Origin of the sequence: Streptosporangium sp. NPDC004379 (assembly GCF_042873875.1) — a bacterium.
Taxonomy (GTDB): domain Bacteria; phylum Actinomycetota; class Actinomycetes; order Streptosporangiales; family Streptosporangiaceae; genus Streptosporangium.
The window spans coordinates 244698-264706 of record NZ_JBIAMC010000001.1 but is presented as its reverse complement, the minus strand read 5'-3'; the positions used below and the strand labels follow the sequence as shown (position 1 = coordinate 264706).

Here is a 20009-nt window from a genome sequence, read left to right as displayed (position 1 = left end):
CCGGTCAGAACCAGAGGGTCACCTCGGTGCCCGGCGGGACCTGCTGACCGCCCCCCGGGAGCTGCGCCACCACCAGCCCCCGGCCCGGACCCCTGCGCATCTTCACGTTCATCCCCACGGCGCGCAGCTCCTCGCGGGCCGCCTTGGCCTCCTTGAACATCACGTTGGGGACGACGATCACCTGCCTGCCGTCGCCGTCGCCGGGCTGGCCGTCGTTCTCCCACGGCCAGTGCCAGCCGGGGTTGTCGCACTTGGAGAGGGTCATCCGCACGGTGATGCCCTTGTCCACCTCCGCCCCGGGCCTGGGGTCCTGCGCGATGACCGTGCAGGGGGTGGCGGCGTCGGTCTGCTCCAGGAACTCCGGCAGGAAGCCCGCGGTGCGCAGCGTGGCGTCGGCCTGGTCGCGGGGCATGCCCTTGACGTCCGGCATGAGCAGGCCCGCGCTGACCACCAGGGTGACCTTGCTGCCCTCCTTGACGGGGTTGCCCACCGCCGGGCTGGTCCTGATGACCTGATCACGCGGCACGGTGCCGCTGCCCTGCCGCCGGACGTTCCCGGCGACCAGCTTGACCTCGGCGAGCTTCGACCGGGCCGCGTTCTGGTCCATGCCGACGACGTTGGGCACCGGGACCCGCTTGGGGCCCGCGGAGGCGATCAGGGTGATCCGCGACTTCGGCTCGACCTCGGTGCCGCCGGCCGGGTCGGTCGACAGGACGTTGTCCTTGGGGACCTTCTCGTCGTACTGGGCCTGGCCGATCACGACGTCGAAGCCGAGCCGCGCGGCCTCCTTCTCGGCCAGCTTGACGTTCATGCCCACCAGCGAGTCGGGCACCTTGACGGTGCGGGTCTGGGAGAACCACCAGCCGGTCAGGCCGATCCCGGCCACCATCACCAGGGCCAGCGCGATCAGGAACCACGTGGGCCGGGACCCGCGGCGCCGAGCGGCCGCCCGCGCCCCGGGCGCGGCCGGGGCGCCGGGGTGATCGGAGGCGGGGGTGGTGAGCAGGTCGCCGCGCGGCTGGACCAGGGTGTGGCTGACGGCGGGCTGCACCGCCGTGGCGCCCGCCGGCCCCGGGCGCCCGGCGGGCCGTACCGGGGCGACCGGCACCTGCGGCGCCGGGCCGCTGTCGGCGGGCAGCGCCCGGTGCGCCTCCACCGCGGCGACCAGCATCGCGGTGGCGTCCGCCGGACGGCCCTCGGGGTCGCGGGCCGTGGCTCGGGCCACCAGCGCGTCGAGCTGCGGGGGGATGTCGGGCAGCAGGCCGGACGGCGGCGGCACGGTGTCGTGGACGTGCCGGTAGGCCACCGACATCGGGGTGTCGCCCTCGTACGGCTGGCTGCCGGTGAGGAGCTCGAACAGCATGATCCCGGCCGCGTAGACGTCGCTGCGGGCGTCGGCGGCGGCCGCCGTGACCTGCTCGGGCGACATGTAGGCGATGGTGCCGATCATGACGCCGGTCCGCGTCTGGTTGGTCGCCTCGACCGCGCGGGCCAGGCCGAAGTCCACCACCTTGATCCGGCCGTCGTCGCTGAGGAGGACGTTCTCCGGCTTGACGTCGCGGTGGATCATCCCGGTCTGGTGCGCGGCGCCCAGCGCGGCGAGCACCGGGATGATGACCTCCAGCGCCTCGCGGGCGGGCAGCCGGCCGCGGGAGCGGAGCACGTCGCGCAGGGTGCGCCCCGGGACGTACTCCATCGAAAGATAGACGTTGCCGCCGTCGGTGCCCTGGTCGAAGACGTGCACCACGTTGGGGTGCGACAGGCTCGCCACCGACTTCGCCTCGCCGATGAACCGCCGGACGAAGGAGGGGTCCTCGGCGAGGGATCGGTGCATCACCTTCACGGCGACCGTGCGGTCGAGCCGGATGTCCATGGCCAGGTAGACGGTAGCCATTCCGCCTCGGGCGATCCGGGACTCGACACGGTAACGCCCGTCCAGGAGTCTCCCGACCAGGGGGTCAGTAACCGTCGTGTCCACCCGGCTGAGTTTACGGGCGTTTTGGCGTCCACAGGGTGCCGGTGTTCCAAACCGATGCCGAGAAGTTGACTGTTTTCTGCGGATTCCGAGGGCATTCCGAGATCCACGGGACGGCCCGCCGCGCCCGTTTCCGGTGTCCCGGCCCAGGACCGCCGGGCACCTCGCCGGGAACCGCCGGGCACCCCGCCCGGTGTCCGGGAACGTCCTTCACGAAGCCGTACGGCCGCCCCGGGCCGGGGCCCCGGCCTCTCAGGGGGTCATGGGGGAGGACGCCTCCGCGTAGCGGCGCCGGGGGATCCGTCCCGCCAGGCGGGCGGCCCGCCCCGCGTCGACCGCCGACCGCATGGCCCGCGCCATCAGGTCGGGCCGCTGGGCCCGGGTCACCGCGGTCGCCAGCAGCACCGCGTCGCAGCCCAGCTCCATCGCCAGGGCCGCGTCGCTGGCGGTGCCGATCCCGGCGTCCAGGATCACCGGCACCCCGGCCGCCTCCACGATCAGCTCGATGTTGTGCGGGTTGCGGATGCCCAGGCCGGAGCCGATCGGCGCGCCGAGCGGCATCACCGCCGCGCAGCCCGCCTGCTCCAGCCGGCGCGCCAGGGCCGGGTCGTCGCCGATGTACGGCAGCACCGTGAACCCGTCGGCCACCAGCCGCTCGGCCGCGTCGAAGGTCTCGATCGGGTCGGGCAGCAGGGTGCGCTCGTCGGAGATCACCTCCAGCTTGACCCAGTCCGTCTCCAGCGCCTCCCTGGCCAGCCGGGCGGTCAGCACCGCCTCCTGGGCGGTGAAGCAGCCGGCCGTGTTGGGCAGGACCCTGATGCCGCGCCGGCGCAGCACGTCGAGGACGGAGCCGCGCGCCGACGGGTCCAGCCGCCGCATCGCGACCGTGGTCAGCTCGGTGCCCGAGGCGGCCAGCGCGGCGTCCAGGACCTCCAGCGAGGGCGCGCCGCCGGTGCCCATGATGAGCCGGGAGGCGAACTTCTCGCCGCCGATGATCAGGTCGTCGTCCACGTCCCTCAGCCTCCCTGCACCGCGGTGAGCACCTCGACCGCGTCGGAGTCGGCGAGCGCGGTGGAGTCCCACGCGCCCCGCGAGACGACCTCGCCGTTCACGGCGACGGCCACCCCGTTCCGGGTCTCGGTCAGGGTCTTCACGGCCTCGGCGACGGTGGCCCCGGAGGGCAGCTCGCGCGCGACGCCGTTGATGGTCACGTTCAACAGGGCTCCTGGAAGCGGAGGGGTGAGCAGATCTTCAGAAGGTCGGGGTCGCCGTCGCCCGCGCACAGGTCGGCGGTCAGCGGGGCGAGCAGCACTCCGTTGCGGTGGTGGCCGGTGGCCAGCCACAGGCCCGGCGGGCCGGCCGGGCCGATCACCGGGAGGTTGTCAGGCGTGCCGGGGCGCAGGCCCGCGACCGTGTCGGAGAGCTCCAGCTCGGTCACGCCCGGCACCAGCTCCCGGGCGTCGCGCAGCAGCTCCCACAGCCCCCCGGCCGTCACCCTGGTGTCGAAGCCCAGCTCCTCCTGGGTGGCCCCGACGACCAGTTCGCCGTCCGCGCGCGGCACGAGGTAGACGTGCGAGCCGTGGACCGTGCCGCGCACGCAGCGTCCCAGGATCGGCTCGGGGGAGCGCAGCCGCATGATCTGGCCCTTGACCGGCCGGACCGGCGGCAGGGCCCCGGGCGGCAGGCCCTCGATCGCGACGGGTCCGCCCGCGCCCCCGGAGCCGGCGGGGCCTCCGGACCACGCCCCGGTCGCCAGGACCACCCGGTCGGCCCCGACGGCCGCGCCGCCGGCCGGCCGTACCCCGGTGACCCGCCCGGCGGACGTCTCCAGGGCGGCGGCGCGCATCCGCAGGAGGGTGACGCCCCGGCGCTCCAGGGCGGACAGCAGGGCCGCGGTGACCCGCCTGGGGTCCACCCAGGCGTCCCGCTCGGCGAGCATGCCGCCGCGGACGGACGGGGCCAGCATCGGTTCCAGGCGGCGGCACTCGCGGCCGGTCAGCCGCCGGGCGGGCAGTCCCAGCCCGGTGGCGAACGCGGCGAGCTCCTCCAGCGCGGCCATGTCGTCGGCGCCGAAGGCGACGTCGAGGGTGCCGCCGTCGCCGTAGTCGAGGTCGCGCACCTCGCGGCCGGCGTCGGCGGCGAGCTCCGCGGCGAACGACGGCCACCTGGCCAGCGAGGCCAGGCCCAGCCGCAGCAGGGGCTCCTCGGTGTAGGTGACCTCGCTCACCGGCGCCAGCATGCCCGCCGCCGCGTGCGAGGCGCCGGAGGCGGGGGCGGGGTCCATCACCGCGGCCCGCAGGCCTCCTCTGGCGGCGCGCCAGGCCACCGAGAGGCCGATCACCCCTCCGCCGACGACCAGGAGGTCGAACCGCTGCGGCATTCCCATCCCGCTCCCTTCGCCGGCATGACCCGGATCAGGTTCCTGGCGGTCGAGGGCCCGCTCGCGGTCACGCCGGGTCGCGGCCCGCCCGCGTCGCCCGGCGGCGCCCACCGGGGGCGCTTCCGGTCGCGGTGCACGGCTCCGCGCTCCTCAGCGGTCTCGCGGCCCTCCTCTCAGCCCGGTGCGTGCCGGGCTCCCGCGCGTCTTGACATCCCAACCATAAGGGGTGCCTCCCGGGGAGGGCGTAGCACCCTCCGTGAGTTAAATGTCGGTTTCAGCGCACGTAGCAGATAGCCGGAGGTCCTCCGGCCGCCTAGGCTGATGAGGTGTGAATCATGTCGTGGTGGTTGGCGCCGGCCTGGCCGGCGTGCGCAGCGTCGAGGCGTTACGGGCCCGTGGGTTCGCCGGCACGATCACCCTGATCGGGGAGGAACGGCACCGGCCGTACGACCGCCCCCCCTTGTCGAAGGCCGTCCTGCTGGGCGGCACCGACTCCACGGTCGTCGACTCCGACCTCGGCGCCCTCGAGGTCTCGTTCCGCCCGGGGGTGGCCGCCAAGGGGCTGCGGCCCGGCGTGGTGGAGACCACCGAGGGTGAGCTGCCCTACGACGGGCTGGTCATCGCCACCGGCGCCCGCCCGGTCCGGCTGCTCGGCGACGGCCCGCAGCACGTCCTGCGCACCATCGACGACGCCCTCGCGCTGCGCGCCCTGTTCGCGCCGGGGGTCAGGATCGCCGTCGTCGGCGCGGGCTGGATCGGCGCGGAGGTGGCCACAGCCGCCCGCCGGGCAGGCTGCGAGGTCACCGTGGTCGAGGCCGCCGGCGTCCCGCTGGCCGCCGCCCTCGGCCCGGTCGGCGCGCGGACCGTTCCCTGGTACGAACAGGCGGGCGTCGACCTGAGGCTCGGCACCGCGGTCGCCTCCGTCGACCACGGCGGGCTGATCCTGGCCGACGGCTCGGCGATCGAGGCCGACGTCGTCGTCACCGGTGTCGGCGTCCGCCCCGCGGTCGAGTGGCTGGCCGGCTCCGGCGTCGGGCTCGACGACGGCGTCGTCACCGACGAGCACCTGCGCACCTGGCTGCCCGGCGTCGTCGCCGCGGGCGACTGCACCGCCTGGTGGTCGCGCCGTTACGGCCGCCGCCTGCGGGTCGAGCACTGGGACACCGCGCTGAACGCCCCCGAGGTGGCCGTGGCCTCCCTGATGGGGGAGACGGCGGTCTACGACCCGGTGCCCTACTTCTGGTCGGAGCAGTTCGGCCACATGGTCCAGTACGCCGGGCGGCACGACGGCGGCCGCATGGTCATGCGCGGCGACCCCGGGACCGACCCGAAGTGGGGGGCCTGCTGGGTGGACCACCGCGACCGGCTCGTCGCGGTGCTGTCCGTCGACCGGCCTCGCGATCTCGTCCAGGGCAGGCGCCTCATCGAGGGCGGCCGGCCCCTCGACGTCGAGCGCCTGGCCGACCCTGCGGTAGCGTTGCGCGACTGCGCGGCGTGATCCCGCGCCGGTGTTTGGCGAAAGGCTCGATGTGGTAGTGGTGGATTCGTGACGCTTTCTGTTGCGCAGATCGACCGGGAGACCGACCAGCTGGTGGGCGAGTGGCTCACCCTGACCGAGGTGGCCCGGAGGCTCGGCCTCAGTGCCGGCCGCGCCAAGCAGCTCCTCAAGGACCGCAAGCTCATCGGGGTGCGCCGGGGCGGGGGAGAACCCCAGATCCCGGCCGTGTTCCTGTCCGACGGCGACGTCCTGAAGGGACTGCCGGGCACGCTCACCGTGCTGCTCGACGCCGGATACGACGACGTCGAGTCGCTGCGCTGGCTCTTCACCCCGGACGACAGCCTGCCGGGATCGCCGGTGGAGGCGATCGCCGCGGGCCGACACACCGAGGTCAAGAGACGTGCCCAGGCCCTCGGTTTCTGACGCCCGCCTGTACCTCTGCACCGACGGCCGCCGTGACCGCGGTGACCTCGCGGACTTCCTCGACGCCGCCCTGAGCGGCGGCGTCGACATCGTCCAGCTCCGGGAGAAGGGCCTGGAGGCCCGTGAGGAGCTGGCGCTGCTGGAGGTCTTCCGCGACGCCTGCGACCGGCACGGCCGGCTGCTGGCGGTCAACGACCGCGCCGACATCGCCTACGCGGCCCGGCCCGACGTGCTCCACCTCGGCCAGGACGACCTGCCCGTGCCGGTCGCCCGCGACATCCTCGGCGACGACATCCTCATCGGGCGTTCCACCCACGCCCCCGGGGAGGCGTCCGCCGCGGCCGTCGAGCCCGGCGTCGACTACTTCTGCTGCGGCCCGATCTGGCCGACGCCCACCAAACCCGGGCGGTCCGCGCCGGGCCCCGGCCTGCTCCGGCACGCCGCGGCCCTCGCGACCGACCGGCCCTGGTTCGGCATCGGCGGCATCGACCTCGCCAACCTCGACGAGGTCATGTCGTACGGCGTGCGCCGGGTCGTGGTGGTGCGGGCCATCACCGAGGCCGACGACCCCAAGGCCGCGGCCGAGGAGTTCAGGCGCCGGCTGACCGCCGGAGGCTGACCGGCCGCGGCCGGTCAGGTGCGGCGGGACGTCGCGGCCACGGCCAGCTCGGCCAGCGCCGTACGGGCCTCCGAGGTGATCGGGGCGTGCTCCAGCGAGCGCAGGGCGTCGTCGAGATACTCCCGGATCAGGCTCTCGCACGCGGCGAGCGCCCCGGTCTCCTGGATGATCTGCCGCAGCCGGTCCACCCCGGCCCCGTCCAGCGCCGGGTCGCCGAGCATGGCGCGCACCTGGGCCGCCTGGGCCGGGGAGGCCGCCGCGAGGGTGCGGGCGATGAGCATGGTCCGCTTGCCCTCGCGCAGGTCGTCGCCGGCCGGCTTGCCGGTCTCCAGCGGGTCGCCGAACACGCCGAGGATGTCGTCGCGGAGCTGGAAGGCGATGCCCACGCACTGGCCGTACTCCTCGCAGAGCCGGTCGATCCACGGCTCGCGCCCCCGCGTGGCCAGCACCAGGCCCAGCCGCAGCGGCTGCTCGACCGAGTACTTCCCGCTCTTGAACAGGGCGACCCGCAGCGCGCTGTCGAAGGTGCCCTCGCCGTGGGCCTGCTCCAGCAGATCGAGATACTGGCCGCACATCAGCTCGGTGCGCATGTGGTCGTGGACGTCCTGGGCCGCGGCCAGGGCGGCCGGCGGCAGCCCGCTGGACCGCCACATCTCGCCCGACCAGATGAGCATCAGGTTGCCCAGCAGGATGGCGGAGCCCATGCCGAACTGCGCGGCCGAGCCGTGCCAGCCGGCGTCCTCGTGGAGGGCCTGGAACCTGCGGTGCGCCGACGGCATGCCCCGGCGCATGTCGCTGGCGTCCATCACGTCGTCGTGGACCAGCGCGCTCGCCTGGAGGAGCTCCAGGGACGCGGCGGCGTTGAAGAACGCCGGGTCGTCCTCGCCGCCCGCGCCGCGCCAGCCCCAGTAGCAGAACGCCGGGCGCAGCCGCTTCCCCGCGGAGAGGAAGTCCTCGGCGGCGGAGATGAGCGGCGCCGCCTCGGGTGCGCTGACCTGGGGCCGCTGCCGGTCGACGAACTCCCTGAGGGCGCGGTCCACCTCGATGCGGACGATATCGAGTGTGGCTGCGGAAGTGGTCATGCCCAGACATTATCGGTCCAAGCGGACGGATTCCTATCCGCGGGACACTACGGCGTTTCGCACGCACCGTTACCGAAGGAAGGGACACCCGAAAGGCCCCCGAGCAGGAAGGGCGCCGGAAACCGGGCCGCGCCGGCCGCCGTGCCCCCGCGCCCGGGGTGACGCGGTGCGACGACGCCCCGCGGATCGGGCCGTGCGGCGGCCGCGTCCCCATGGATCGGGCCGTGCGGGCGGCCGTGCCCCCCGGCCCTCGCGACCCTCCGCGTACCGGGCGACGCGGCGCGACGACTCCGCCGCGCGGCGCGACCGTCCCGCCGCGCACCGGGCGGCGCGACGCGACAGCGCATCCCACGAGTACGGCGGGCGGCGGCGCTCCGAGTACCCTTGGGGCATGGCTCTGGGTCGCCCGTCCGTCCTTCCCGACCGCGTGCCCACCGTCCGCGAGCTCCTCGCCGCCGGTGGCCGCTCCTTCTCCTTCGAGTTCGGCCCGCCGAAGAGCGCCGAGGGCGAGCGTCAGCTCTGGCGCGTCATCCGGGAGCTGGAGGCGCTGCGTCCCACCTTCGTGTCGGTGACCTACGGCGCCGGCGGCGGCACCCGCGACCGCACCGTGGAGATCGTGGAGCGGCTCGCCCACGAGACCACGCTGACCCCGGTCGCCCACTTCACCGCGGTCAACCACTCCCTGCGCGAGCTGCGCCACCTGGTCGGCCGGTTCGCCGGCGCGGGCGTGCGCAACATCCTCGCGGTGCGGGGCGACCCGCCCGGCGACCCCACCGGCGAGTGGGTGCGCCACCCCGAGGGCGTCCAGTACGCCGAGGACCTCGTCCGGCTGATCCGCCAGTCCGGCGACTTCTGCGTGGGCGTGGCCGCCTTCCCCTACAAGCACCCCAGGTCGGCCACGATCGAGTCCGACACCGAGTACTTCGTGCGCAAGTGCCGTGCGGGCGCCGACTACGCGATCACCCAGATGTTCTTCCGCGCCGAGGACTACCTCCGGCTGCGCGACCGGGTGGCCGCCACCGGCTGCGACACGCCGATCATCCCGGGCATCATGCCCGTCACCCAGATGAGCACGATCGCCCGGTCCGAGCAGCTGTCGGGCGCGCCGTTCCCGCCGGAGGTCGCGGCGCGGTTCGAGGCCGTCGCCGACGACCCCGCCGCCGTGCGCCGCCTGGGCATCGAGCACGCCATCGAGCTGTGCCGGACGCTCCTCGACGAGGGCGCGCCGGGCATCCACTTCATCACCTTCAACCGCTCCAGCGCGACCCGCGAGGTCTTCCAGGCGCTCGACATCTCCCCCGGGCTCCCCGTCGCCCCGCAGGCCGCCCTCGCCTGAGCCGGGTCCCGGAGCCTCAAGCCCGGTCGCGGGTGCGCGGCGGGCCGGAGCAGGACGCGGACGGCATGGCGGGCGGCACGGCGGGCCGCGGACCGGGGCCGGACGCGGACGGCACGGCGGGCGGATCGGTGGGCGGCGGCTTCGCGCTGCCCGCCGCGTCACCCCGCTCACGCCGTCCGGCTCACGCCTCCGGAGGCCGTCCGGCCATCGGCCTGAGGGGGAGCACCGTCCCGAGGATGGCGTAGCGCTCGTGGCCGCCCGGGAAGACGAACCGGGTGAGCAGGTCGACGAAGCCCATGCTGTGGTAGAGGTGCCTGGCCGCGGTGGGCCGGTCACGGGTCGACAGCACGGCGGTGCGTTCCGGACGGCCGCCGCACACCGCGACGACCATCGCCCGGCCGATGCCCCCGCCCTGGTGGTCGGGGTGGACGTGGACCTCGGCGAGGTCGAAGGCGTCTCCCAGCCAGCCCCGCGCGCTCCCCTCGCCGTTCCGGTCGGCGAGGGCCCGCATGACCACGTCGTGCCACCACTGCCCGGGGACCCCGTGGAAGCCGTAGGCGAGACCCACCGGCGTGCCGGTGGCGTCCTCGGCGAACACGCAGGAGAACCCGGGCTGGACGGAGTGGTTCTCCATGATCGTCCTGCGGCCCGGGACCTGCTCCTCGGGCGGGCTCATCGCGGCGGTGTAGACGGCGAGGACCGCGTCCAGCCGGGAGGTGAACTCAGCGGGTCCGACCCGGCGCAGTCCGATCACCTTCCGCACCCTAGCAGGGACGATGCCGCCCGAACCGGACCGAGCCGGGAAATGAACGCCCGGCGGTACGGCGGCGCGGCGGGAACCGGCCGGCCGTCCCGGTGAGCGCGCCGGCGGCCGACGGCCCGCGGCGTCACGGGCCTCCTACCCGGCGGTGGTCCTCTCCTCCGCCGAGGCCGTCTCCCGCGCGAGGGCCGGCTCCTCCACCTCGGTCGCGACGCCCCCGGTGAGGCGGAGCAGTTCGGCGAAGGACGTGGGGAAGACCGTGTGCGGGTGACCCGCCGCGGCCCACACCGTCTCGTACCGGCCGAGCCAGGTGTCGACCAGGGTCCGCAGGGGGGCCGGATGGCCGATCGGGGCCACCCCGCCGATCACCTGGCCGGTGGCCGCCCGGACGAAGTCGGGACTCGCGCGCCGTACCTTCGCCACGCCGGCCGTCCGGGCCACCAGGGCGGTGTCCACCCGGTGGGCGCCGCTGGTGAGCACCAGGAGCGGCTCGCCGTCGGTGTCGAAGACCAGGCTGTTGGCGATCGCTTCGACCTCGCAGCCCAGCCGGGCCGCCGCCGTCGCCGCGGTCGGGGTCGCCTCCTCGAACACCACGATCTCACCGGTGGCGCCGTGCTCGCGGAGGACCGCGGCGACCTTCTCCACATTCGGATGCAACTTTTCTGGCACGCGGCCACTCTAAACAGTTGGACCGTTGCATGCCGTCCCATTGACCGTGATGGGGACGAGACGCCGATGCACTATGGTCCCTTGATCCAGAAATCACGGTAACGAGGGGATGGTCCAGATGAGAGTCCGACGGCGGCTCGGAGCGGCCACGCTGGCTGCGGCGGCCCTCCTTGTCTCCTCACCCGGTCTCGCGAGCGCCGCGGCGGCTCCCCGCACCCCGGCGGGCGCCCTCCCGGCCGCCGCGGTCCCGGTCACCGCTTCCACGGTCACCGGGGCCCCGGTCGGCGCGGCCGCGGTCCCGATGGCGGCGCCCGCGTTCACCGCGCCCGGCCGGACGCTCCGGCTCGGCGCCAAGGGGGCCGAGGTCAAGGTGCTCCAGACGCGGCTGCAGCAGCTCGGCTACATGCCGGGCACGGCCGACGGCCGGTACGGCGGGGGCACCCTGACCGCGCTGTGGGCCTTCCAGAAGGTCAACGGCATCGCGCCGACCAGCACCGTGGCGAGCAGGACGTGGCGGGCGCTGGAGGCTCCGCGCGCCCCGAGGGTGCTCGTGCCGGGCGGCCGGGCGACCCGGGTCGAGGTGAACCTCACCCAGCAGGTGATGGTCCTGTACGTCGGCGGGAGGGTGCGGCTGATCAGCCACATCTCCTCCGGCAGCGGGATCCCCTACTGCGAGACGGCCACCTGGAACGGCCGGACCCAACGGTTCTGCGGCAACGCCCGCACGCCGACGGGCGACTACCGGACGACCTGGCGGCGAAGCGGCTGGCACACCTCCTACCTCGGCAAGCTGTACAACCCGATCTTCTTCAACGGCGGCATCGCCCTGCACGGCGCGTTGTCGGTGCCGCTGGCCCCGGCCTCGCACGGCTGTGTGCGGCTGCCGATGAACGTCGCGTCGGCACTGCCCAAGCTGCTCGGCACCGGGGTGCCGGTGCACGTCCGCGGGAGGTTCGTGCGGTAGCCCACGGGGACCGTCCGCGGGAGGTTCGTGCGGTAGCCCACGGGGACCGTCCGCAGGAGGTTCGTGAGCTAGCCCACAGGGACCGTCCGCGGTCTCCACCGCGGCCCGTCCGCCGCCTCCCCGTACGCCGTCTCCGCCGCGGCCCGCCGTTCCCCGGCGGAGCCGGTACGGCGGAGGCCGCGGGGGCGCGCGGCGGCCGCGGCGGGAGCCCGTCCCGCCGGTTCGCCGGCCGTCCCCGAGCGCCTGTTCGAGCGCGGAGAACCCCGGGAGATCCCCATCTCCCGGGGTTCTCGCTTTTCCCGCCGATCGAACCTTTGTTCGCCGCACTGCTTGACAGTGCGGGTGATCGAATTTATGTTCGATGTAAAGATGCGAGGCTCGCGGCTCGCGTCCAGGGGCGGTCGTCCGCCGTCGCCGCCGTCACGGCGGCGACGGCGGGCGGGAACCGGACGGGGAGAGGGGAAGCTCCTCGTCCGGCCGCCCGGCGGATTTGTCGGTGGTGTCTGCGAGCCTTGACATCACCGGTGAGAACGCCGGGAGCCGCTTGCGACCAAGGAGGTTGAAGCGCAGTGATCCATCGACCCGGTGACTCGGGCGGGCCCCGGCTCTCGCCCACGGTCCGGGCGCATCTGGCCGATGCGCGCGACTGCCTGGAGGAGGCCGCCGCCGCGACCACCCCCGCCACCCGCTACGTCGCGGCCCACCTGGCGGCCCTGCGTGCCGCCGCCGCGGTCCTGGCCGCCCGCCCGCGCCCCATGGACGGCCGCAGGCGCAGGCTGCGCAGCGCCTGGGAGCTGCTGCCGGAGGCGGAGCCCCGGCTGGCCGACTGGGCCCCCTATTTCGAGATGAGCGCCACCAAGCGTGCCTCGGCCGAGGCCGGCATGACGCGCGTGGTGTCGGCGCGCGACGCCGAGGAGCTGATCTCCGAGGCGGAGCGGTTCGTCGCCACCGTCGAGAAGATGCTCGGCGTGCCCGTCCAGCCCACCCTGCCCGGCAGCGTCCCGCTGGCCGGCTGACCCCGCCGCCCGGCGCACCCCCTCACACGCCGGCAGGCGCGCCCCTCACCGCGTCGTTCCGTCATCCCGTCGCCCGCGTCCGCGGCGTCCCGGTCCCGTCCTGTGGCCCTGCCGGGCACTCAGGAGACCCCTGCCGGGCGCTCAAGAGACCCCTGCCGGGCATTCAGGAGACCTGGGGCAGGGCGCGGCTCAGGAGACCCGGGCCGGGCTCAGGGGACCGCCGAGGGGGCTGACGCGTCCGAGGAGTCCGTCCGGCGGTCCACCCGGTGGCGCAGCAGGAGCATCGCGGCGTCGTCGCCCAGCGGGCGGCCCACGTGCCGCAGCAGGTCGGCGCGCAGGGCGTCCAGGGCCAGTTGCGGATCCGATCCGCCGAGCAGGTGCGCCCGCGCCTCCAGCGGATAGAACTCGCCCGCCCCGTTGCGCGCCTCGATGACCCCGTCGGTGTAGAAGAGCACCTGCTCCCCGGGTTCGAAGGGGATGCGGTACGGTTTCGGCTCGCTGACCCGCAGTGCGCCCATGCCCAGGGGCAGCGCCTCCTCGGGCGGTTCGGCGAAGCACTGCTTGCCGCCGGCTCCCAGCACCATGGGCGGCGGGTGACCGCAGTTGACGATGGTGATGGAGGCGTCGCCGGTGATCTCGGCGAGGATCGCCGTCACGAACTGCTCGCCCGAGAGCTCTCTGGTCAGGGCGTTCTCCAGGCGGGTCACCACGCGCAGCAGCCCGGTCTCGTCGTGGGCGGCCTCCCGGAAGGCGCCCAGCACCACCGCGGCCGTCTCCACCGCCTCCAGGCCCTTGCCCTGCACGTCCCCGACGATGATCCGCACCCCGTGCGGGGTGGTGACCACGTCGTACAGGTCGCCGCCGATCCGGGCCTCGGCGGTGGCGGAGGTGTAGGAGACGGCGACGCCGATCTCGGGTCCGGCCCGGCGCGGCACCGGCCGCAGCAGAACCCGCTGGGCGGCCTCGGCCACCGAGCGGACGTCGGCGAGTTGCCGTTCGTGGCGGAGCCGGCCGGCGCTGGCCAGCACGCTGGCCATGGTGACGCCCAGGATGGCCATCATGGTGATGTTGGTGCGGGAGCTCCACAGGACGTCGTAGTGCAGGCCGAGGGCGACGCACAGCGCCAGCGCGACGATCCCGACCACCGTCGTCCGGCCCAGGCCGCAGGCGACGCTGGCGAACGCCGGGCCGAGGGCCAGCAGGGGGAGCAGCCCGGTCTCCGGGCCCGAGCCGAGGTCGGCCAGGGCGACCACGGCCATGACGACGAAGGGCAGCAGCCGTAGGGTGTCCTGGGTCCTGCTGGCCCCGACGGAGGTCAGCAGCCGCAGGAAGGCGCGGGTCTTCGTCGAGCCGAGCATCGCCACGACGACGTCGAGGCGGCTTTTCGGGGACGGAGGAGAGTGATCGTGCCGATCCTCTCTCCGTGCCATGTTCACCACATCTCGCTAAAGCCGTATTTGCCTTTTCCTACCACAGCGAAGGTCTTCTGTGGCGGTATGCGAGTGATCTTCCGGGGATACGGCGTGTCGCGCTCCGCGGCCGTGGGCGCGCCGCGGCGGCACGCCCACGGCGACGGTCAGAACGACTCGACGGCGCGCCGTGCCTCGGGATCGAGCACGCCCCAGTTGATGAGCTCCTCGGTGAGCTCGGCCGGGGACTTGTCGTAGATCACCGCCAGGGAGCGGAGGTCCTCCTGGCGGATGGACAGCACCTTGCCGTTGTAGTCGCCACGCTGGCTCTGGATGGTGGCGGCGTAACGGGCCAGCGCGCCGGCCTTCTCCTTGGGGAGCTGGGCAAGGCGCTCAAGGTCGATGACAAGCTTCGGCGTCGGGCCGAGCGGACTCGGCGCGGCGCCGCCGGGCAGCAGCTCCGAAACCGGCACGCCGTAGAAATCAGCCAGTTCGGCAAGCTTCTGGACCGTCACGGCGCGGTCACCGCGCTCATAGGAGCCGACCACGACCGCCTTCCAGCGCCCGCGCGACTTCTCTTCGACTCCGTGCAGGGACAGGCCCTGCTGGGTGCGGATGGCACGGAGTCGTGCACCCAGCGACTTGGCGTACTCAGACGGCATAGTGTGGCCCCCCGGCTCTGTTATGCACTGCTTTCACTTGATTGTGCTCCCTCGCAACTTATGCCCCAACCGCTGGGTTGGTGCGCGGGACAGGGACCTTCGGTGACGGGAGCGTCAGGGTTTACCCGATAAGGCCGCGAGGTGCGGTTACGGACAGTGACGGTAAAGCGGTGGACGCCCAAGGTCAAGCTGATTGGAAAAAAGATGCGGAATCCGGTCCGGTGGGTTCCGCCTCAAAGGCCGCAGTTGTCCCGCATGGGCGATACGGCCCCATGGGTCGCCGTGCCGGACGGCCGCGGCGGCGGGTTGCGGGGCAGCATCATCACCGGGCACGCCGACGCGCGGATGATCTTCATTGACGTGTCGCCGAGGAAGACCCGGCGCAGCGGGCCGGCCGTGCTGGAGGCGCAGACCAGCAGCGCGCCCTCGCACCCGGCGCCGCCGAGCGCGGACGCCACGTCCCCGCCCTCCAGCACCTGCGTCGTGACCTCCACGTCGTGCCCGTGCGCCGCCTCACCGAGGTCGGCGGCGGCCCGCTCACGCAGCCGGTCGAGCGTCTGCTCGGCCGCCTTCACCCGCATCCCCCGGCTCACGACCAGGGTGATCAGGTGCAGCGGCGTCCCCAGCGCCACGGCGATCTCCGCGGCCGGCCGTACGGCGTCGTCGGAGGCGGGGTCGCGGCGGTAGGCCACGACCAGCCGCCGGATCGCCGGCGGGTGGTCCTCGGCGTACCCGCGCGGGGCCAGGGCGACGGGCACCGGGCAGGAGTGCAGGAGCTGGTCGGCGGTGCTGCCCAGTGCGATGCGGCCCCGGGAGCCCCTGGGCGCGGAGCCGATGACCACCGCGTCGGCGCCGATCCGCCCGGCGAGCCCGACCAGCCCGCGCCCGCTGCCGCGGTCGGCCTCCAGCATGTAGCCGATCGGCACGTCCCGGACGCCGGTCAGGGCCAGCCGCGCCTGCTGCAGCGCCTGGGCGGCCTGCGCGGTGATGTAGGCCCGCCACTCGGCGTCGACCTTCCCGGGGCCCGGCGTGGGCCAGGCGGGCGGGTGGACGTGTCCGACGGTCAGCCGGGCCCCGGCCTGCCTGGCCAGCAGCACGGCCAGCGCCAGCCCGTCCCTGCCCCGTGTCTCGGGGATGAACCCGGCGAGGATGTGCTCGATCTTCATCTGGCGCTCCGGTTGAGACGGGAGTGGCGGTAGCCGTACAGGAAGTAGGCGAGCAGACCGGCCGCCATCCAGGCCCCGAACGCGAGCCAGGTGACGGACGCGAGCCCGGCCATCACGACGAAGCAGAAGATCACCCCGAGGATCGGGGTGACGGGGAAGAACGGCGTGCGGAAGCTGCGCGGCAGCTCCGGGCGGGTCCGGCGCAGCACGAGCACACCCGCGTTGACGATCGCGAAGGCGAACAGGGTGCCGATGCTGGTCGCCTCGGCGAGCTGGCCGAGCGGGACGAACCCGGCCAGCGTCGAGACGAACAGGGCCACGATGAGGGTGTTGGCGACCGGCACCTGACGGCGCGGGTCCACCCGCTGGAAGACCTTCGGGATCAGGCCGTCGCGTGACATCGCGAACAGGATGCGGGTCTGGCCGTACAGGACGGTGAGCACGACGCTGGCGATGGCGACGACCGCGCCGAAGGAGATGACGATCCCCGGCCAGGTCGCCCCGGTGGCCCGGTCGGCGACCAGGGCGAGGCTGGCCTCGGTGGTGTTCGGGTCGAACAGCCGCCAGTGCATGGCGCCGACGGCCGACAGCGCCACCGCGACGTAGACGATCGTGACGATGACCAGGGACAGGATGATCGCCCGCGGCAGGTCGCGCTTGGGGTCGCGCGCCTCCTCTCCGGCCGTGGAGGCGGCGTCGAAGCCGATGTAGGAGAAGAACACCTGCGAGGCGGCGGCGGTGACGCCGGCCATGCCCAGCGGGGCGAACGGCGTGAGGTTGCCCGCGCGGAACGCGCTGAAGGCCACCGCGCAGAAGAACACCAGCACCACGATCTTGATGAGCACGAAGACGACGTTGGCCCTGGCGCTCTCGGAGGCGCCGCGCAGCAGCAGCCAGGTGGCCAGCAGCACGATCAGGATCGCGGTGAGGTTCAGCACGCCGCCCTGGTCGCCGGGGGAGTGGGTGACGGCGTCGGGCAGGCGCGTGCCGGACAGGTCCTCCAGGAAGCGGTTGAGGTACTCGCCCCAGCCGACCGCCACGGCCGCCACCGAGACCGCGTACTCCAGCATCAGGCACCAGCCGCACACCCACGCCACCAGCTCGCCCATCGTCGCGTAGGCGTAGGAGTAGGACGACCCGGAGACCGGGATCGTGCCGGCCAGCTCGGCGTAGGACAGCGCGGAGAACAGGGCGGTGACCGCGGCCAGCACGAAGGAGGCGACCACCGCGGGACCGGCCTTCGGCACGGCCTGGCCGAGGATGACGAAGATGCCGGTGCCGAGGGTGGCGCCGACGCTGAAGAGGGTCAGCTGCCACATGGTCATGGTCCGGCGCAGCTCGCCGCCCTCGCCGTGGCCGCCCTCGGCGACGATCTCGTCGGCCGGCTTGGTGCGCAGCAGCCGGCGCGCCATGGAGACCATCGGCGCCCCCTTCCCCTCGTCGCGCGCGGGTGCGCGGCCCGCGCCCTGCTCCGCCCCTCGCGGAGGGCATTACCCCGGCCGGGCGCCCCGGACGCCGCCGGGCCGTACGGAGGGGTCCCGGAGGCCGCCGGGCCGTACGGCGGGGTCCCCGGCCTCCCGGGGCCGTACGGCGGGGCCCCGCGGCCGGGCCCCGGAGGCCCCGGAGGTCACGGCACGCCGTCCGGCGGCCAGGTGCCGCCGGGCGTGACGATGGTGCCCGCCGTGCCCTCAAGGATCCGCGCCGCGTCCTCCAGCCTGCCGATGGCGGCCATGTCGCCGGTCGTCTCGACGAACCGGGCGACCGCCTCCACCTTGGGCCCCATGGAACCGGCCGGGAAGTGCTCGGCGCGCAGCTCGTGGGGCGTGGTGCGGGCGATCTCCTCCTGCCGCGGGGTGCCGAAGTTCCTGGCGACCCCCGGCACGTCGGTCAGCGACATGAACACGTCCGCCTCCAGCGCCTCGGCGAGCAGCGCGGCGGTCAGGTCCTTGTCGACGACGGCCTCGATCCCCTGGAGCAGGCCGACCTCGTTGCGGATGACCGGGATGCCGCCGCCGCCCGCGCAGATCGTCAGGACGCCGTCGCGGACCAGGCGGCGGATCAGCCGGGTCTCCACCACCCGCTGCGGCACGGGGGAGGGCACGACCCGCCGCCAGCGGTCGCCGTCCTGCTTGACGGTCCAGCCGTACCGGGCGGCCAGCTTCTCGGCCTCCTCCTTCTCGTAGCCCTGGCCGACGAACTTGGCGGGGTCGTCGAAGGCGGGGTCCACGGCCGAGACGAGCGTCTGGTTGACCAGCGCGGCGACCTGACGCCCCGGCAGGGCGTTCTGCAGCGCCTGCAGCAGCCAGTAGCCGATCATGCCCTGCGTCTCGGCGCCGATCGTGTCGAGCGGGTAGGGCCGGCTCAGCTCGGGGTCGTGCGCGCTCTCCAGGGCCAGCACGCCCACCTGGGGGCCGTTGCCGTGGGTCACGATGAGCTCGTGCCGTACGGCCAGCTTCGCCAGCGACGCGGCGGCGGTCAGGACGTTGTCCCGCTGCGCCTCGGCGTCGGGCCGCTGCCCGCGCCGCAGCAGGGCGTTCCCTCCGAGGGCGACCAGGATGCGCACGGCTCAGCCTCCCGGGGTGGTCGTCACGGCGACCTTCTCAGACGCCGTCGCGTTCGAGGGGGCAGCTCATGCAGCGCGGGCCGCCCCGGCCCCGGCCGAGCTCGCCGCCCGGGGTGGTGATCACCTCGATGCCGTTCGCGCGCAGGTGGTCGTTGGTGACGGTGTTGCGCTCGTAGCCGATGACCACGCCCGGCTCGACGGCCAGCGTGTTGCAGCCGTCGTCCCACTGCTCCCGCTCGGCCGCGCGGACGTCCTGCGTGGGCGTGAGGATCTCGATGTCGTCCAGCCCTATGGCGCGGGCGATGGCCCGGTGCATGTCCTCGGGGGCGTGGTCGGTGATCTTGAGTTCCTTCTCGGTGTCGCCGGGCTCGACCGTGTAGGAGGGCAGCATGCCCAGGCCGGCGAACTTGGTGAACACCCCGACGTCCACATTCGTCATGACGGTGTCCAGGTGCATGAACGCCCTGGCCTTCGGCAGGTGCAGCGCGACGATCCGCTCGGCGCCGCCCCGGGCGAACAGGCTGCGCGCGAGCATCTCCACCGCCTCGGGCCTGGTGCGCTCGCTCATCCCGACCAGGACCGCCCCCCGGCCGATGACCAGGACGTCGCCGCCCTCGATGGTGGCGGGCGCGGCCGACATGCCGGGCATCCAGACGTCGTAGCCGCCCTCGCCCGGCCGGTCGTAGCCGGAGGCGAACATCGGGTGGTAGCGGTAGATCGCCTGGTAGTTGACGGTCTCGCGGCGACGGGCCTTGCGGCGCATCGCGTTGATCGAGACGCCGCCGTAGATCCAGCAGGAGGTGTCGCGGGTGAACAGGTGGTTGGGCAGCGGCGGCAGGACGAACTCGTCCGGCTCGCGCGTGTGGAACGCCAGGCTCTTGGGGTCGGTGCCCCGCTCCACCAGCTCGCGCTTGGTGATGCCGCCGACGAGGTGGCGCTGCAGGTCGGCCGCGTCCATCGAGTCCAGCGCGTTGCGCAGCGCGTCGACGGCCATCGGCCCGAAGTAGCGCTCGTCGATGACGTTGTCGAGGACGTATTTGCGCGCCTCGGGGACCTCGACCGTCTCGCGCAGCAGGTCGGCCAGCAGGTGCACGACGACGCCCCGCTCGCGCAGGATGCGCTCGAACTGCCGGTGCTCCTCCATCGCGCGCTCCACCCACAGCACCTCGTCGAAGAGGAAGTCCTCCTTGTTGGAGGGGGTGAGGCGCCGCAGGGCCAGCTCGGGCCGGTCCAGCAGGACGCGGCGGAGCCTGCCCACCTCGGAGCCGACGTGGAAGGTCATGTCTTTCGTCCTCCGTGTTGCCTCGATGCGCATCGGGCGCTTCAGGGGTGGTTCATCCACTGCTTTCCCGGTTTTCCCGGTTCTTCGGGTTCTTCCCTCTTTTTGGAGTTTTTCCCGCAGGTCGCCGCCGGAAGGCCGGAACGGCCCGCGCCCCGCCCGGCGACGCCGGAGGCGCGAAGGGGCTGGTTGGGAGGCATCACGGCGC

At 73.8% G+C, this 20009-nt stretch carries 19 protein-coding genes; 6 read left to right on the top strand and 13 right to left on the bottom strand.

Annotation, left to right across the window (positions count from 1 at the left end; translation table 11 throughout):
• Positions 1–4 precede the first annotated feature (4 nt).
• The 4 genes from pknB to thiO form a co-directional block, all read right to left on the bottom strand.
• On the bottom strand, positions 5–1978 hold the full coding sequence (gene pknB, locus ACFYSC_RS01040) for a Stk1 family PASTA domain-containing Ser/Thr kinase (protein ID WP_389954869.1): 1974 nt from the start codon (positions 1976–1978) through the stop codon (positions 5–7).
• A gap of 249 nt (positions 1979–2227) precedes the next feature.
• A complete protein-coding gene (locus tag ACFYSC_RS01035; RefSeq protein ID WP_362934502.1) occupies positions 2228–2986 on the bottom strand; it encodes a thiazole synthase in 759 nt (252 codons plus the stop codon).
• Positions 2987–2991: 5 nt separating this feature from the next.
• Complete coding sequence (gene thiS / locus ACFYSC_RS01030) at positions 2992–3186, bottom strand: sulfur carrier protein ThiS (RefSeq protein WP_389956277.1); 195 nt, start codon at positions 3184–3186, stop codon at positions 2992–2994.
• A gap of 2 nt (positions 3187–3188) precedes the next feature.
• Positions 3189–4361, bottom strand: a complete 1173-nt coding sequence (gene thiO / locus ACFYSC_RS01025; protein WP_389954865.1) for a glycine oxidase ThiO — start codon at positions 4359–4361, stop codon at positions 3189–3191.
• A gap of 334 nt (positions 4362–4695) precedes the next feature.
• Between thiO and ACFYSC_RS01020 the strand changes: the two genes are divergently transcribed.
• Genes ACFYSC_RS01020 through thiE form a run of 3 tightly spaced genes read left to right on the top strand, consistent with a single transcriptional unit; the run spans position 4696 to position 6895 of the window.
• Complete coding sequence (locus ACFYSC_RS01020; RefSeq protein ID WP_389954862.1) at positions 4696–5853, top strand: NAD(P)/FAD-dependent oxidoreductase; 1158 nt, start codon at positions 4696–4698, stop codon at positions 5851–5853.
• A 48-nt stretch (positions 5854–5901) separates the two neighbouring features.
• Positions 5902–6276 (top strand): Rv2175c family DNA-binding protein, encoded by a 375-nt coding sequence (locus tag ACFYSC_RS01015; RefSeq protein ID WP_389954860.1) that lies wholly within the window; start codon positions 5902–5904, stop codon positions 6274–6276.
• Positions 6254–6895, top strand: coding sequence for a thiamine phosphate synthase (gene thiE, locus ACFYSC_RS01010; protein ID WP_362934514.1), 642 nt, complete (start codon positions 6254–6256; stop codon positions 6893–6895). The genes ACFYSC_RS01015 and thiE overlap by 23 nt, the downstream gene beginning before the upstream one ends.
• A 14-nt stretch (positions 6896–6909) precedes the next feature.
• Here thiE and ACFYSC_RS01005 read toward each other — a convergent pair whose 3' ends face one another.
• On the bottom strand, positions 6910–7977 hold the full coding sequence (locus ACFYSC_RS01005) for a polyprenyl synthetase family protein (RefSeq protein ID WP_389954857.1): 1068 nt from the start codon (positions 7975–7977) through the stop codon (positions 6910–6912).
• A 391-nt stretch (positions 7978–8368) separates the two neighbouring features.
• Here ACFYSC_RS01005 and metF point away from each other — a divergent pair, with 391 nt between their 5' ends.
• Entirely contained in the window at positions 8369–9313 is a 945-nt protein-coding gene (gene metF, locus ACFYSC_RS01000) for a methylenetetrahydrofolate reductase [NAD(P)H] (protein WP_389954854.1), read from the top strand.
• Between the two features lie 181 nt (positions 9314–9494).
• On the opposite strand, the gene ACFYSC_RS00995 is transcribed toward metF, so the two are convergent.
• Complete coding sequence (locus ACFYSC_RS00995) at positions 9495–10067, bottom strand: GNAT family N-acetyltransferase (protein WP_389954851.1); 573 nt, start codon at positions 10065–10067, stop codon at positions 9495–9497.
• Between the two features lie 144 nt (positions 10068–10211).
• On the bottom strand, positions 10212–10742 hold the full coding sequence (locus ACFYSC_RS00990) for a YbaK/EbsC family protein (RefSeq protein WP_389954848.1): 531 nt from the start codon (positions 10740–10742) through the stop codon (positions 10212–10214).
• Positions 10743–10860: 118 nt separating this feature from the next.
• Between ACFYSC_RS00990 and ACFYSC_RS00985 the strand changes: the two genes are divergently transcribed.
• Positions 10861–11706, top strand: coding sequence for a L,D-transpeptidase family protein (locus tag ACFYSC_RS00985; RefSeq protein ID WP_389954845.1), 846 nt, complete (start codon positions 10861–10863; stop codon positions 11704–11706).
• Positions 11707–12275: 569 nt separating this feature from the next.
• Positions 12276–12722: an SAV_6107 family HEPN domain-containing protein gene (locus tag ACFYSC_RS00980; RefSeq protein WP_362934532.1), complete on the top strand. Its 447-nt coding sequence runs from the start codon at positions 12276–12278 to the stop codon at positions 12720–12722.
• 209 nt (positions 12723–12931) lie between these two features.
• Here the strand turns inward: ACFYSC_RS00980 and ACFYSC_RS00975 are convergent, their stop codons facing one another.
• The 6 genes from ACFYSC_RS00975 to ACFYSC_RS00950 all read right to left on the bottom strand — a co-directional run bounded on the left by ACFYSC_RS00975 (position 12932) and on the right by ACFYSC_RS00950 (position 19804).
• Positions 12932–14152 (bottom strand): PP2C family protein-serine/threonine phosphatase, encoded by a 1221-nt coding sequence (locus ACFYSC_RS00975; protein ID WP_389954841.1) that lies wholly within the window; start codon positions 14150–14152, stop codon positions 12932–12934.
• A gap of 146 nt (positions 14153–14298) precedes the next feature.
• The gene (locus ACFYSC_RS00970; RefSeq protein ID WP_179818469.1) at positions 14299–14793 is read right to left on the bottom strand and encodes a transcriptional regulator; all 495 of its coding nucleotides are present in this window, start codon (positions 14791–14793) and stop codon (positions 14299–14301) included.
• A 233-nt stretch (positions 14794–15026) separates the two neighbouring features.
• Entirely contained in the window at positions 15027–15959 is a 933-nt protein-coding gene (locus ACFYSC_RS00965) for a universal stress protein (RefSeq protein WP_389954837.1), read from the bottom strand.
• The gene (locus ACFYSC_RS00960; protein WP_389954835.1) at positions 15956–17380 is read right to left on the bottom strand and encodes an amino acid permease; all 1425 of its coding nucleotides are present in this window, start codon (positions 17378–17380) and stop codon (positions 15956–15958) included. Before ACFYSC_RS00960 ends, ACFYSC_RS00965 begins: the two co-directional genes overlap by 4 nt.
• A 206-nt stretch (positions 17381–17586) precedes the next feature.
• Positions 17587–18522, bottom strand: coding sequence for a carbamate kinase (arcC, locus tag ACFYSC_RS00955; RefSeq protein WP_389954832.1), 936 nt, complete (start codon positions 18520–18522; stop codon positions 17587–17589).
• A gap of 37 nt (positions 18523–18559) precedes the next feature.
• A complete protein-coding gene (locus tag ACFYSC_RS00950) occupies positions 18560–19804 on the bottom strand; it encodes an arginine deiminase (protein WP_389954829.1) in 1245 nt (414 codons plus the stop codon).
• Positions 19805–20009: the final 205 nt, after the last annotated feature.